This is a genomic window from Sphingobium sp. SG1, assembly GCF_057063145.1.
This window is the reverse complement of record NZ_JBVVOJ010000002.1, coordinates 16,027-28,476: the sequence shown is the minus strand read 5'-3', so window position 1 is coordinate 28,476 and position 12,450 is coordinate 16,027. Positions and strand designations below refer to the sequence as shown.

Genomic DNA, 12,450 nt, shown 5'->3' with positions numbered 1-12,450 from the left:
GACCTTCTCCATAGGCGCGCCTTCGCGATTGGCCCCGTATCCCGGTGAAGCGGCGGCCCTGTCCCTGAAATATGGAAACAGGCGATGACCGGGAAGCCTTCGCCCTCCGCAATTTGCGGACCTCGGTTCATCGGATCCGGAGGGCGGATAACGTAGTATGCAGTTGTAAGGAATTAGGTATGTCGAAGCGCTCTAGCGCCAAGTACAAGCTCGACCGTCGCATGGGCGAGAACATCTGGGGTCGCCCGAAGAGCCCGGTCAACAAGCGCGAATATGGCCCCGGTCAGCACGGCCAGCGCCGCAAGGGCAAGATGTCGGACTACGGCATCCAGCTGCGCGCCAAGCAGAAGCTGAAGGGCTATTACGGCGACATCACCGAGAAGCAGTTCAAGAAGAACTATTTCGAAGCCAGCCGCATGAAGGGCGACACCGGCCAGAACCTGATCGGTCTGCTGGAGCGCCGCCTGGACGCCGTCGTGTATCGCGCCAAGTTCGCGCCGACCATCTTCTCGGCCCGCCAGATCGTTTCGCACGGCCACATCTATGTGAACGGCGTGAAGTGCAACATCGCCTCGCGTCTGGTGAAGCCGGGCGACGAAATCACCCTGGGCAAGAAGGCTCAGGAAATGGCGCTGGTTCTCGAAGCGCAGAGCCTGCCCGAGCGTGACATCCCCGACTATGTCGCCCCCGACGGCGCCACCAAGGTCACCTATGTCCGCGTTCCGACACTGGACGAAGTGCCCTACCCGGTGAAGATGGAACCGAATCTGGTCGTCGAATTCTATTCGCGCTAATCGGTCCTTCCGGACAGAATTTGGAGAAGGGCGGCCCCGCAAGGGACCGCCCTTTTTCTTTTGGCCTTTCCTTGGCCGTCGCCCCGCATGTTCACAGGACAAAAAAAGGGAGGCCCGAAGCCTCCCCTTTCCTTTTCCTATTTCCCCGCCTGCAGCAGGAAGTCCGCGCTTTGCTGGAGGATGTCGGCCCGCGCATCGCTGTCGTTCAGGCTGTGGGCCAGCCCGTCATAGACGACCAATCGGCTGCGCTTGCCTGCCCCCTCCAGCTTGGACTGCATCGCACGCGCTTGGCTGATATCTACATTGCGATCATCGGTCCCGTGGAACATCAATACCGGCGCACGGAATTCAGCGGCATGGTTGATCGGTGATGCGTCCGCTGCATCGCTGCCGGTGCCCATGCGCTGCTGCTGCAACAGATAATCGGCATTATATTGCGACCGGCGGATACGATCGGCAAAGTCGGTCACCGGCGCGATCGCTACCACCGCCTTGAACAATTGGGGATCGACCGCCTGCGCCTGCAGCGCTGCATAGCCGCCATAAGACCAGCCTGCGATGGTCAGCTTCGCGGGATCGGCGATCCCCTCCGCCACCAGCCAACGCCCAGCATCGACGATGTCGCCGATCGCCGTCCGCCAGGACCGATAGCCATTTTGCATAAACCATCGCTCGCCGAAACCGGCCGACCCGCGAAACTGCGGCTGGATCACGGCAAAGCCACGCGCGGCATAATATTGCGAGAGCCAGTCGAAGCCCCATTCATCGCGCGATTCCGGCCCGCCATGGGGCATCACGATCGCCGGCAGCCCCTTCGCGCTATCCTTGCCCGGCGGCAGGGTCAGATAGGCGGGGATGATCGTGCCGTCCGACGCCTTGTAGGAAATCGACTTCATCTGTGCCAGGGTCTGCCCTGCCAGTTCCGGGCGATCGGGCATCACCGGCGACAATTTCTTGGCGGTGCGATCGAACAGATAATATTGGCCCGGATCAGTATCGCTGCCGGCCCAGACCAGAACGCGCTGCCGATCCTGGCTCATGTCGCCAATATAGACCGCCTTGCCGCCCAGCGCCTTGCCGAGCGACGCCACCAGAGCCTTCACCTGCTCGTCGAAATAGACGACCTCGCCATGATCCTCACTGAACCCCGCCCCGACCACGTGGCGATCGCGGCCGACCTGCACCAGACTGGTAACGTCGACGTTCGGATGGGCGTATACGACCTTTTTCTCGAGGCTTGGGTTGAGCGCGATGCTGACGAGCGCCTGCCGACCATCAACCTGCTCCAGGCCATAGGCAATATCCTTGTCCGCATCGACGGCGAAGGGGACAAAACCTGTGCGATCGCGCATGTCATAAACACTCAGGCTACTCCAGTCATTCTTGCCCTTGGAACGATAGAGATAACGGAACGTGCCCTTGGCATAACCCGACCCCTTATTCTCCTGAAGGCCCATGACCCGAACGGTGCCGCGACCGTCCGATATATAATCAAAGGCCAGCGCCTGAGGCTGTTCGATGCGTTTGGCCCCACCGGTACGGGTATCCACACGATCGACGCCAAGCCCTTGCAGCTTCTGATCGATCAGGCTGCCAACCTTTGCTTCGGGGACATAGGATCGGGTCATCAGCACCGATCCTTCCTCGCCTGCCGTCAGGTCGATGATCTCGCCGCCGCGCAGGTCGAAGCCCAGGGCATTTTCACCATGCCGCTTGCTGAGCGGGCGAACATTGCCGCCAACTGCATCGACCGCGAAAATGCTGCTGAAGCCATAGACATCGTCGCCGACCCGGCTTTCGCCGCCGATGGTGCAGGCCAGCCGATCGTTCGAAGCCCAGTTGCAACGATACAGATATTCCGGCTTACCGCTCGCGCCGGCGACCACCTTGGGTTCCGCACCTTCCTGCGCATTGAGCACATAGGTGCGGGTCGTTCGCCCTGCGCCAGCCGTGACCAGCGCAATCTTCTGCCCGTCCGGCGACAGGCTGGCCGAAATCACCGTTTCCCGCGTGCCAAAGGCCTTGGCCAGCGCATCCGGTTCGGCATGGGCCATGGTCGACAGCGACGACATGCCCAGCAGCGCGCCCAGGCGCGCCGCATTCAACTTATTATGCATGCTGGAAAAATACTCCCCCCAAATTCCCCGGCCCGATTGCTAACCAAGTGCAACAAATGTGACAATCGGCATTTCTTGCCCTCGGCCCATCGCGGTGGCATCAGGCGCATTCCATAAAGACAAGGGTTCCTTCCATGCGCAGCTCCGTTGCGGCGATCGCCGCCGTTCTCGCCCTTTCCGCTCCCGCCCTGATGCCCGCCGTCGCGCTGGCCGCGCCCGCCGCCAAGAGCGACGCCGCCCCCTCGATCGACATGATGAAGCGGCTGGTGAAGGAGCTGTCATCCGACGCCTATGAAGGTCGCGCGCCCGGTACCGTGGGCGAGGAAAAGACGCTCGCGCTGCTCACCGCCGAGTTCGAGAAGCTGGGCCTCAAACCCGGCAACAAGGGCAGTTGGTTCCAGGATGTGCCGCTGGTCGAGATCACCGCCAAGAATGTCTCGGCCTTGAGCTTCACCGGCGGCAAGGCCCCGATCACCGCCGCCTATGGTCCGGAAATGGTGATCGGCACCTATCGCACCACCCAGCCCCGGATCGAGGTCAAGGACAGCCCGGTCGTGTTCGTCGGCTATGGCATCAACGCCCCGGAAAAGGGCTGGAACGACTATGCCGGCCTGGACGTGAAGGGCAAGACGGTGCTGATTCTGGTCAATGACCCGGATTATCAGACGCCGGGCCTGACCGGTCCGTTCAATGGCCGCGCCATGACCTATTATGGCCGCTGGACCTACAAGTTCGAGGAAGCCGCGCGCCAGGGCGCCGCCGCCGCGATCATCATCCACGACACCGAACCGGCCGCCTATGGCTGGAACGTCGTCCAGTCGAGCTGGACCGGGTCGCAGCATGTCGCCGACAATCCGGGCGGCAATGCCGACCAGTCGGCCGCGATCGGCTGGATCCAGAAGGACAAGGCCGCCGCCCTGTTCGCCGACGCGGACCTCAACCTCGACCAGCAGATGGCCGCCGCCAAGCAGAAGGGCTTCAAGGCCGTGTCGCTGGGCGCAATCAAGGCCAATGTCTCGTTCGACAATGACCTGCGCAAGCATGCATCGAAGAATGTCGTCGCCCTGCTGCCGGGCAAGACCAGGCCCGACGAATATGTGCTCTACAGCGCCCATTGGGATCATCTCGGCCATTGCCAGGCCGCGCCCGACGGCGACGATATCTGCAACGGCGCGGTCGACAATGCCACCGGCACCGCCGCGCTGGTCGCGCTGGCCCAGGCCAATGTGAAGGCCGGCTCGTCGGACCGCAGCCAGGTGTTCCTGGCCGTCACCGGCGAGGAATCGGGCCTGCTGGGTTCGGCCTATTATGGCAACAACCCGGTCTTCCCGTTCAGCAAGACCGTCGGCGGCGTCAACATGGATGCCTTGAGTGTCGCGGGCCTCGCCAAAAATGTCGTCGTCATCGGCAAGGGCAAGTCGCAGCTCGACGCCTATCTCGACCGCGCGCTGGGCGCGCAGGGCCGCGTCGCCACGCTCGAACCGACCCCGGAAAAGGGCTATTATTACCGTTCCGACCATTTCAGCTTTGCCAAGCATGGCCTGCCGATGCTCTATTTCGAGGGCGGCGAGGATCTGGTGAAGGGCGGCACCGCCGCTGGCATGGCCGCGGCGGAGGATTATACCGAGCATCGCTATCACGGCCCCAAGGACGAATATGATCCCAATTGGGACTGGACCGGCGTCGCCGCCGACCTGAAGCTCTATTATGATGTCGGCCGGGCGCTCGCGAACACGACAGACTGGCCCAACTGGGTCGATGGCGACGAATTCCGCGCCATCCGCGACAAGGACCGCGCGGGCAAATAAGCATCGTCAAGGCCGGCGACAGCATGGGGACGCTGTCGCCGGCCTTTCATCTTCGGGGCTATAAGGGGGATCATGACCCAGAAATTCGACCGGCACATGTTGCCGATCACATCGGCCATGGCGGCGGCCCTGCTCGCCACCGGCTGCTCGCGCAGCCCCGACACGGCCGACCGCGACGTGCGTGTATGCCGCGATGCGCAGGGGCGCCGGGTCGAGGACCGCAATTGCCGCTGGGGCAGCAGCGGCGGCGGCCATGGCTGGTATTATCTGGGCCGGGGCAGCGCAGTCGCGCGCGTGGGCGAACGGGTCGGTGGCGGGTCGATCGCCCCCTCCTATGGCCATAGCTACAGTCCGGCATCCTCGGCCAATGTGACGCGCGGCGGCCTTGGCCTGTCTGGGCGCAGCGGCCTTAGCTGATGGAACGGATCGCCTGCACGCCGCGCCCGCACTGGCAGGCCCGCGTCGAGCATCTGGGCCTGGTCTGGCATGGCGCCGATGCCCAGCCCTATTGGGACGAAAGCGCCTGCTATCGCTTCAGCCCGGACGAAATCGCGGAGATTGAGCAGGCGACCGCCGAACTCTATCGCCTGTTCCTTGCCGCTGGCCAGCATGTGCTGGATCAGGATCTGCTCGGCAGCTTCGGCATTCCCGATTTCTGTCATCAGGCGATCCGCGAGGCGTGGGATGGAGAACCGGCCGCGCTCAACTATGGCCGCTTTGACCTCGGCTATGACGGCGCCGGTCCGCCCAAATTGTTCGAATTCAACTGCGACACGCCGACCAGCCTGCTGGAAGCATCGGTGATCCAGTGGGACTGGAAGGAGGCCGTCTTTCCCGCCGCCGACCAGTTTAACAGCCTGCACGAGCGGCTGGTCGACCGCTGGCGCGCCATCGCCCCGCCGCGTGGCACGTCGATGCTGCATCTCACCTATGTCGACGGCAATATGGGCGAGGATGCGGTGACCGTCGCCTATATGGCCGACACGGCGCGCGAAGCGGGCATCGACACCCAGTTGATCCAGACCCAGCAACTGGGCTGGGACCACGCCCGCCGCCGCTTCGTCGATCTCGACAATCGGCCGATCGATGCCCTCTTCCACCTCTATCCCTGGGAATGGATCGTCCACGAACCTTTTGGCCGGGAAGTGGTGGAAAGCCTGTCCTCCACGCTGTGGATCGAGCCGATATGGAAGATGATCTGGAGCAACAAAGCCATCTTGCCAATCCTGTGGGATCTGTTCCCCGGCCACCCTAATTTGCTGGAGGCCAGCCGCGTCGCCATGACGGGCGATCATGTGATGAAACCGCTGCTGTCGCGCGAGGGCGCCAATATCCGCCTCGTCCAAGATGGCGAAACGGTCGCACAGAGCAGCGGCAACTATGGCGAGGAAGGATTCATCTACCAGCGACTCTATACCCTGCCCGGAGCAGGCGACCGGCGGCCGGTGCTCGGCAGTTGGGTGGTGGATGGCGACCCCGCCGGCATGGGCATTCGCGAGGATGGGCCGATCACCGGCAATGCCGCGCGCTTCGTGCCGCACATCATCGACTGAAGGTTCAGCGCGGGTTCAGCGCCGGAAACCGACCTTAACCCGTCCTGTAGGAGCAACGCCATGCGCATCCCCCTTGCCCTGCCCAGCCTGTTTCTGACCGCCCTCGCCCTGCCGGCCGCGCTGCCCGCGCAAATCGCGCCCAAGTCAGAGCCGACCGCACCGCCCGGCCCGGTCAATGTCCGGGTCGAGCCTCGCCCCTCGGGCGACTATGAACTGGATCGGGCGCGCGAGGACATACGCGACGGGCGCAAGAGCGGCACGCTCAGCAGGAAACAGGCGCGCGCGCTCCGCCGCGAGGCCGACCGCGCCGACGCCCAGGCCGATCGCAGCGCCCGCGATGGCCTCAGCTACTCAGAGCAGCGCGAAATCGACATGCAAGGCCGCGCCCTCCAGAGCCTGACCGAAGCCCAGCGCAGCCAGCCGGGCGGAAAACGGCCTTAAAGTCTGAGGTGGGCGCATAGGTGCCAACCTGCCTTTCATCCCGTCATCCCAGCGAAGGCTGGGATCTCTCTTTTCTTTCAAACCCATCGTTAAAAGAAGTGAGATGCCAGCCTCCGCTGGCATGACGGACCTGGGTGGGAAGCGGACTGTCCGAAAATCCTCCCCAAGCTTGCTTAGGGAGGGGGACCGCCGAAGGCGGTGGAGGGGCAATAGCGTTGCGCTTGCGCCATTTCCCCTCCGTCAGCGCTTCGCGCTGCCACCTCCCCAAGACAAGCTTGGGGAGGAACTAGGTACGTCAGATTCTGGTCGTAACCTCCCCCCTCACTGCCCCGCCGGGGCATAGGTCCAGTTCTGGGCGTTGCTGCCGTCCATCATCGCGGTTTCGGCCATCAGCAGTCGGCCTTCGCGCCAGTAGCGGATGCGCTGGGGATAATCATGGTCGGGATTGGCGAAGCTGATGTCGCGCACGCCCTGTTCCAGCACGGGGAAGATCGTCTCCTTGCCGCCCTCCGGCGCCGCATGCAGCGTCAGCGTTCCGTCCGCCGCGCGCACGATCCGCATCACCTCCCAGCTTTGCAGGCTTTCGCCGCGCCCGGTGCGGCCCATGCCAATCATCACCCCGCCGCGCGGCAGCGACCACAGCTCCTCGGTCCAGCGATCGCCCCGTTCCTGCTGCCATTCGCCGGTCAGCCATTCGGGCAGGTCCGCCGCCTGCGCCAGCGGCGCCCAGCCCAGCATCAGTGCCGCCAGCATGATCGATACGCTCTTCTTCACCCGCTACACCCTCTGTCCAGATCCGCGACCCTGCGCTATGGAGCGCGCAACATCTCTCCCGCTATCTCGGACCGGCCAGCGCGCCGGGCAAGGACAAATCTATGACTTTTCGCATGCCTGCCGAATGGGCGCCGCACGACTGGACCTGGATCGGCTTCCCGACCAACCCGGACGAATGGCCCGGCGCCTTTGACGGCGCCCGCCGCCAGATTGCCGATTTCGCCAGCGCACTCCACGCCGATGGCAAGGGCGAGGAGGTGCGTCTGGTCGTCGCCAATGAGGCAGATGCCGACGCTGCGCGTGTCCTGGTCGCGCCGGGCGTCACCATCGCCGTCCACAGGCTGGGCGACGTATGGCTGCGCGACACCGCGCCGATCACCGTGCTGAACGGCATGACAGGCGAGCGCGCACTGGTCGATTTCGGCTTCAACGGCTGGGGCGGCAAATATCAGATGCCCGGTGACGAGGATATTGGCGCGCGCCTGGCCGCAACCACCGGCATGGCGACCTCCACCCAGAATTGGGTGTTCGAGGGCGGCGCGATCGATACCGACGGCACCGGCCTGTTCGTGACGACCGAGCAATGCCTGCTCCACCCCAACCGCAACCCGGACCTTGATCGCGGCAAGATCGAGACGCTGCTGGCCGGCGCGCTGGGCCTGTCCGACATGCTGTGGCTGGGCGATGGCCTGCTCAACGACCATACGGACGGCCATGTCGACAATCTCGCCCGCTTCGTCGCGCCGGGCAAGCTGGCGCTGCCGATCGCGACCACCCCGGACGATCCCAACACCGCCATCTATGCCGACGCCCGCGCCCGCGCCAAGGCGCATGGCGTCGACGTGGTCGACATCCCCTCGCCCGGCCTGGTGCTGGTGGATGGCGAGGCGATCCCGGCCAGCTACATGAATTTCTATGTCGGCAATGCCGCCGTCATCGTCCCCATCTATGGCCAGCCCAATGATCAGGCAGCGCTCGACGCTTTCGCCCCCTTCTTTCCGGGGCGTCAGATCATCGGCCTGCGCAGCGACGCGATCCTGTCGGGCGGCGGCAGCTTCCATTGCTGCAGCCAGCAGATGCCCTCGCTGGTCTAAGGGTTAGTCCCCCGTTGCGGGGATGCGCATGCGGGCGCAATTTCCGGGCCGGGCGACGCAGCATCGCCCGGCTTCAGGAGCATTGCCCCATGTTTCGTCCGATCCTTGCCACTTCACTGATCCTGCTGGGCGCGAGCGCCGGCACCGCCCAATTGCCCAGCATCATCGGCATGGGCGCCGACAATGCCGCCGGCGTGCTGGGCTATTGCGTCAAGAACCGGCTCGTTGATGCGACCAGCGCCAATGCCGTGCTGGACAAGCTGAACAAGAAGCCGGGCGTAAAGGGCTCGGGCGCCTTCAAGTCCGGCGAAACCGGCATCATCCACGCCGGCAAGAAGGACATTTCGCTCGACAGCCTGAAGGGCGATGCCAAGGGCAAGATGTGCTCCATGGTGCTCAAGCAATCGGCTTCCCTGCTATAGGCCCTTCCCGGTAGCGCGGCGGCGCCATAGCCCCTATATCGCGCGGCGAACCCATCATGGAGTGATGAATGACCCGCGTGACCGTCGCCGCCCTGCAGCTCGCCTTTTCGGACGACATGGCCGACAATATCGCCATGGTCGCCGATCATGTGACCAAGGCCGCCGCCCGCGGCGCGAAGATCATCCTGCCGCCCGAACTGTTCGAGGGCCATTATTTCTGCCGGGTCGAGGACGAAGCCCTGTTCGACCGCGCCCAGCCAACCGACCAGCACCCCGCCGTGCAGGAAATGCGCAAGCTAGCCAAGGATCTGGGCGTCTATATCCCGACCAGCTATTTCGAGCGGGACGGCCATCATTATTACAACTCGCTCGCCATGATCGATGATGAGGGCGAGATCATGGGCGTCTATCGCAAGAGCCATATCCCCGACGGTCCGGGCTATGAGGAAAAATATTATTTCCGCCCCGGCAATACCGGCTTCAAGGTGTGGCCGACCAAATATGGCACCGTCGGCGTCGGCATCTGCTGGGACCAATGGTATCCCGAAACCGCCCGCTGCATGGCGCTGATGGGCGCGGAAATGCTGTTCTACCCGACCGCGATCGGCTCCGAACCCTATGATGCGGAGCTGGACACCAGCCGCATGTGGCGCCGCGCGATGATCGGCCATGCGGTCAGCAACTGCATGCCGGTGATCGCCGCCAACCGCATCGGCGAGGAAGAGGGCCAGAAATTCTACGGCCACAGCTTCATCAGCGACGAATGGGGCGATTTCCTGGCGGAGTCCGACGCCAGGGACAATGGCGCGCTGGTCGCCACGCTGGATCTTGCCAAGGCGAAGATCCACCGCGCCGGCATGGGCTTCTTCCGTGATCGCCGCCCCGAACTTTACGGCCGCATCGCGCAGGATATCTGATGGCGCACGCTGCCCGAACGCGGATCGGCTGATGCCCTCGATCCTGGTCTATATCGCCGCCGCCCTGGCCGAAATCGCCGGCTGCTTCGCCTTCTGGGCCTGGCTGCGGATGGACAAGTCGATGCTGTGGCTGATCCCCGGCACGGGGTCGCTGCTGCTCTTCGCCTGGCTTCTGACGCTGGTCGATGCGGCGGCCGCCGGGCGCGCCTATGCGGCCTATGGCGGCGTCTATATCAGTTCGGCGCTGCTCTGGCTCTGGCTGGTGGAAGGCGTGCGGCCGGACCGCTGGGACATGGCCGGCGTGGCGCTCAGCCTGGTCGGCGCGGGCATCATCCTGTTCGGCCCGCACCGCGCCTGAGCCATCCCATCCACACTAGCCAACCACCTCCGTTCGCTTCGAGGCTGTCGAGAATCGCTGTCACGCATGTTTCTCGACTGCGCTCGAAACGAACGGATCTAAAGCCGGAGCGGATTTAATTGGCGGACGTCAGCCCCGCCAGTTCGACCGCCCGCGCGAACACCGCCTCGAACATCTCCGCCGTCAGCCGGTTGGTATTCTGGTTGTAGCGCGAACAATGATAGCTATCGATCAGCATCCGCCCGTCGGGCATGCGATGCTCCGCGCCATGCGCGAAACGCGCCTTGGGCAGCTTGCCGCCAAGCACCTTCACCGCCGACTGATGCGCAATCTCGCCCAGCGCCACGAAGGTCCGCGCGCGCGGCAGTTGCGCCACGCCATCGGCCAGAAAGGGGCGACAGGCATGCACTTCGGCCGGCACCGGCTTGTTCTGCGGCGGCAGGCAGCGGACCGAATTGATGATGATCGCGTCGCGCAGTTCCAGCCCGTCATCGACCCGCGCCTCATAATTGCCCTGCGCCAGCCCGAACTTCTTGAGCGTCGCGAAGAACAGCTCGCCCGCGACATCGCCGGTGAAGGGCCGGCCGGTGCGGTTCGCGCCCTGCCTGCCCGGCGCCAGGCCGATGATGCCGATCCGCGCCATCGGATCGCCAAAGGCGGGCACCGGCGCGTTCCACCAGTCGGGATGTTCCGCCCGGCATTCCGCACGCAGCGCGACCAGGCGGGGGCAGAGCGGACAGTCGCGGGGCGGTTCACTTGATAGGGGGCTTTGCAGGATCATGGCGCTCAGATAGGCGCTGCACCATGCCGGACACAAGCCGCCACCTTTATGCGCTTTCGATCGGATCGAATCGGCCGCTCTCGGCCCGGCTGACGCCGCCGCGCCTGCTGGCCGAAGCCGTGCGCCGGATCGGCGCGCTCGGCGATGTGGTCGCCCTGTCCCCGACGATCGAGACGCCGCCGCTCGGCCCCTCGCGTCGCCGCTTCGCCAATGCCGCGCTGCTGGTCGACAGCGCCCTACCCCCGCCCGCCATGCTGGCCGCACTGCAAGGCATCGAGACCGGGCTTGGCCGCCGCCGCTTCCAGCGCTGGGGCGCGCGCCGGCTCGACATCGACATCATCCTCTGGTCGGGCGGCCGCTGGCGCAGCCGCGATCTCCTGATCCCCCACCCCGCCTTTGCCCAGCGCGACTTCGTCCTGCGCCCGCTCAGCGCCATCGCGCCCGACTGGAAATGCCCGCCTTCCGGGCAGAGCGTGCGGCATCTGCATGCGCTTTTGCGAAAAGCATCCTATCATCGTGCCACAAGAGGTTGACCAGCCGCCCGCACGCCACTAGTGCGAGCGGTCTCGACAGGGGGTCCATAGCTCAGTCGGTAGAGCAACTGACTTTTAATCAGTAGGTCGCTGGTTCGAACCCAGCTGGACTCACCATACGAACCCTTGTTTTACTTGGGTTTTCTGGCGCGCTCCGCGAATCATTCCGACAGGTTTTCCGACCGTCATTCCGACAAAATCGGGATGTTCGCGGCCTGTTCTTGCGTCCCAAACGGCCGGCCGTCGCCCCAGTTCGGCCACCATTTCGTGAGTCGTGTGTCGTTGGTGATCGCGAATTTTCCACGCGCCAGGGGATGGAGCGGAGCGCCTTCCGGCGTCACGCCAAGACACATCGCCTCATGCTCCTGCTGGATCGGTGGATAGTGCCAGAGGAAGGCTTGCAGCGCCCGGCGCACCAGATCGGGATGACGGCGGAAGCCATCGGGCCCGCATGCGACCACGCGGATCGATGCTGCCCGCCCGGCCCGCTCGACCGCCAGACCATTGACGCGCTGCCAGTGCTCACGCCTCTGCCACCACTCTTCCCCACCGCCAGCCAGCATCTTCCGCAGGTCGGCCGGATGGGTCGCGATCAGCGGGCACCAGTTGACCAGCCAGACTGAGCCGCAGCCGTGCGTGTGGGCAAAGTGAATGGTCCGCTTGGCCGTCGGATCGAACGGGCTGCCATCGCCACCCGCGATCGAAGGGTTGTTCATCAGAAACGCGGCGGCCGGCATGTCTTCATCCCAGACATAGCGCAGCCACAGCCGCGCCCGGTCGGCCAGCGCGAATTCGACCTCCATGCGGATGTCGGACGCGCGCGGCGCGATCGGCTGGCCGAACAGGTCGCGGGGCATG

At 64.6% G+C, this 12,450-nt stretch carries 14 protein-coding genes and 1 tRNA gene; 11 read left to right on the top strand and 4 right to left on the bottom strand.

Translation table 11 applies throughout. From position 1 onward, the window contains the following. The first annotated feature begins 179 nt into the window (after positions 1-179). Complete coding sequence (rpsD, locus tag AC0KVN_RS05630; RefSeq protein ID WP_004211980.1) at positions 180-794, top strand: 30S ribosomal protein S4; 615 nt, start codon at positions 180-182, stop codon at positions 792-794. A gap of 137 nt (positions 795-931) precedes the next feature. Here rpsD and AC0KVN_RS05625 read toward each other — a convergent pair whose 3' ends face one another. Beyond that, complete coding sequence (locus AC0KVN_RS05625) at positions 932-2,911, bottom strand: alpha/beta hydrolase family protein (protein ID WP_483656001.1); 1,980 nt, start codon at positions 2,909-2,911, stop codon at positions 932-934. A 134-nt stretch (positions 2,912-3,045) separates the two neighbouring features. Here AC0KVN_RS05625 and AC0KVN_RS05620 point away from each other — a divergent pair, with 134 nt between their 5' ends. The 4 genes from AC0KVN_RS05620 to AC0KVN_RS05605 all read left to right on the top strand — a co-directional run bounded on the left by AC0KVN_RS05620 (position 3,046) and on the right by AC0KVN_RS05605 (position 6,713). Further along, complete coding sequence (locus AC0KVN_RS05620; RefSeq protein ID WP_435566284.1) at positions 3,046-4,719, top strand: M28 family peptidase; 1,674 nt, start codon at positions 3,046-3,048, stop codon at positions 4,717-4,719. Positions 4,720-4,791: 72 nt separating this feature from the next. Continuing rightward, complete coding sequence (locus AC0KVN_RS05615) at positions 4,792-5,136, top strand: hypothetical protein (RefSeq protein ID WP_435566283.1); 345 nt, start codon at positions 4,792-4,794, stop codon at positions 5,134-5,136. Further along, positions 5,136-6,272, top strand: coding sequence for a glutathionylspermidine synthase family protein (locus tag AC0KVN_RS05610; RefSeq protein WP_435566282.1), 1,137 nt, complete (start codon positions 5,136-5,138; stop codon positions 6,270-6,272). Before AC0KVN_RS05615 ends, AC0KVN_RS05610 begins: the two co-directional genes overlap by 1 nt. Before the next feature lie 60 nt (positions 6,273-6,332). Continuing rightward, positions 6,333-6,713: a hypothetical protein gene (locus AC0KVN_RS05605; RefSeq protein WP_435566281.1), complete on the top strand. Its 381-nt coding sequence runs from the start codon at positions 6,333-6,335 to the stop codon at positions 6,711-6,713. A 321-nt stretch (positions 6,714-7,034) separates the two neighbouring features. Here AC0KVN_RS05605 and AC0KVN_RS05600 read toward each other — a convergent pair whose 3' ends face one another. Continuing rightward, complete coding sequence (locus tag AC0KVN_RS05600) at positions 7,035-7,487, bottom strand: DUF6265 family protein (RefSeq protein WP_435566280.1); 453 nt, start codon at positions 7,485-7,487, stop codon at positions 7,035-7,037. 101 nt (positions 7,488-7,588) lie between these two features. Here AC0KVN_RS05600 and AC0KVN_RS05595 point away from each other — a divergent pair, with 101 nt between their 5' ends. From AC0KVN_RS05595 to AC0KVN_RS05580, 4 genes are all read left to right on the top strand, one after another. Beyond that, positions 7,589-8,581, top strand: coding sequence for an agmatine deiminase family protein (locus tag AC0KVN_RS05595; protein WP_435566279.1), 993 nt, complete (start codon positions 7,589-7,591; stop codon positions 8,579-8,581). An 89-nt stretch (positions 8,582-8,670) separates the two neighbouring features. Next, entirely contained in the window at positions 8,671-9,003 is a 333-nt protein-coding gene (locus AC0KVN_RS05590; protein WP_069337833.1) for a DUF2501 domain-containing protein, read from the top strand. Positions 9,004-9,071: 68 nt separating this feature from the next. Continuing rightward, positions 9,072-9,920 carry an N-carbamoylputrescine amidase gene (gene aguB, locus AC0KVN_RS05585; protein WP_037507826.1) on the top strand — a complete coding sequence of 283 codons (849 nt, stop codon included), beginning with the start codon at positions 9,072-9,074 and terminating at the stop codon, positions 9,918-9,920. 31 nt (positions 9,921-9,951) lie between these two features. Continuing rightward, positions 9,952-10,278 (top strand): YnfA family protein, encoded by a 327-nt coding sequence (locus AC0KVN_RS05580; protein ID WP_169861351.1) that lies wholly within the window; start codon positions 9,952-9,954, stop codon positions 10,276-10,278. 115 nt (positions 10,279-10,393) lie between these two features. Here the strand turns inward: AC0KVN_RS05580 and AC0KVN_RS05575 are convergent, their stop codons facing one another. Next, positions 10,394-11,059, bottom strand: a complete 666-nt coding sequence (locus AC0KVN_RS05575; RefSeq protein ID WP_278394280.1) for a uracil-DNA glycosylase — start codon at positions 11,057-11,059, stop codon at positions 10,394-10,396. A 23-nt stretch (positions 11,060-11,082) separates the two neighbouring features. Here AC0KVN_RS05575 and folK point away from each other — a divergent pair, with 23 nt between their 5' ends. After that, positions 11,083-11,592, top strand: coding sequence for a 2-amino-4-hydroxy-6-hydroxymethyldihydropteridine diphosphokinase (gene folK, locus AC0KVN_RS05570; RefSeq protein WP_159365742.1), 510 nt, complete (start codon positions 11,083-11,085; stop codon positions 11,590-11,592). 41 nt (positions 11,593-11,633) lie between these two features. Further along, a tRNA-Lys gene (locus AC0KVN_RS05565) sits at positions 11,634-11,709 on the top strand. A 68-nt stretch (positions 11,710-11,777) separates the two neighbouring features. Here AC0KVN_RS05565 and AC0KVN_RS05560 read toward each other — a convergent pair. Beyond that, positions 11,778-12,449, bottom strand: a complete 672-nt coding sequence (locus AC0KVN_RS05560) for a DUF1643 domain-containing protein (protein ID WP_483656000.1) — start codon at positions 12,447-12,449, stop codon at positions 11,778-11,780. Position 12,450 lies beyond the last annotated feature (1 nt).

What these genes read in the sequence shown, in the direction of transcription:
- rpsD (WP_004211980.1), top strand. Translation starts at nt 180, where the DNA reads ATGTCGAAGCGCTCTAGCGCCAAGTACAAGCTCGACCGTCGCATGGGC.
- AC0KVN_RS05625 (WP_483656001.1), bottom strand. Translation starts at nt 2,911, where the DNA reads ATGCATAATAAGTTGAATGCGGCGCGCCTGGGCGCGCTGCTGGGCATG.
- AC0KVN_RS05620 (WP_435566284.1), top strand. Translation starts at nt 3,046, where the DNA reads ATGCGCAGCTCCGTTGCGGCGATCGCCGCCGTTCTCGCCCTTTCCGCT.
- AC0KVN_RS05615 (WP_435566283.1), top strand. Translation starts at nt 4,792, where the DNA reads ATGACCCAGAAATTCGACCGGCACATGTTGCCGATCACATCGGCCATG.
- AC0KVN_RS05610 (WP_435566282.1), top strand. Translation starts at nt 5,136, where the DNA reads ATGGAACGGATCGCCTGCACGCCGCGCCCGCACTGGCAGGCCCGCGTC.
- AC0KVN_RS05605 (WP_435566281.1), top strand. Translation starts at nt 6,333, where the DNA reads ATGCGCATCCCCCTTGCCCTGCCCAGCCTGTTTCTGACCGCCCTCGCC.
- AC0KVN_RS05595 (WP_435566279.1), top strand. Translation starts at nt 7,589, where the DNA reads ATGACTTTTCGCATGCCTGCCGAATGGGCGCCGCACGACTGGACCTGG.
- AC0KVN_RS05590 (WP_069337833.1), top strand. Translation starts at nt 8,671, where the DNA reads ATGTTTCGTCCGATCCTTGCCACTTCACTGATCCTGCTGGGCGCGAGC.
- aguB (WP_037507826.1), top strand. Translation starts at nt 9,072, where the DNA reads ATGACCCGCGTGACCGTCGCCGCCCTGCAGCTCGCCTTTTCGGACGAC.
- AC0KVN_RS05580 (WP_169861351.1), top strand. Translation starts at nt 9,952, where the DNA reads ATGCCCTCGATCCTGGTCTATATCGCCGCCGCCCTGGCCGAAATCGCC.
- AC0KVN_RS05575 (WP_278394280.1), bottom strand. Translation starts at nt 11,059, where the DNA reads ATGATCCTGCAAAGCCCCCTATCAAGTGAACCGCCCCGCGACTGTCCG.
- folK (WP_159365742.1), top strand. Translation starts at nt 11,083, where the DNA reads ATGCCGGACACAAGCCGCCACCTTTATGCGCTTTCGATCGGATCGAAT.
- AC0KVN_RS05560 (WP_483656000.1), bottom strand. Translation starts at nt 12,449, where the DNA reads ATGCCCCGCGACCTGTTCGGCCAGCCGATCGCGCCGCGCGCGTCCGAC.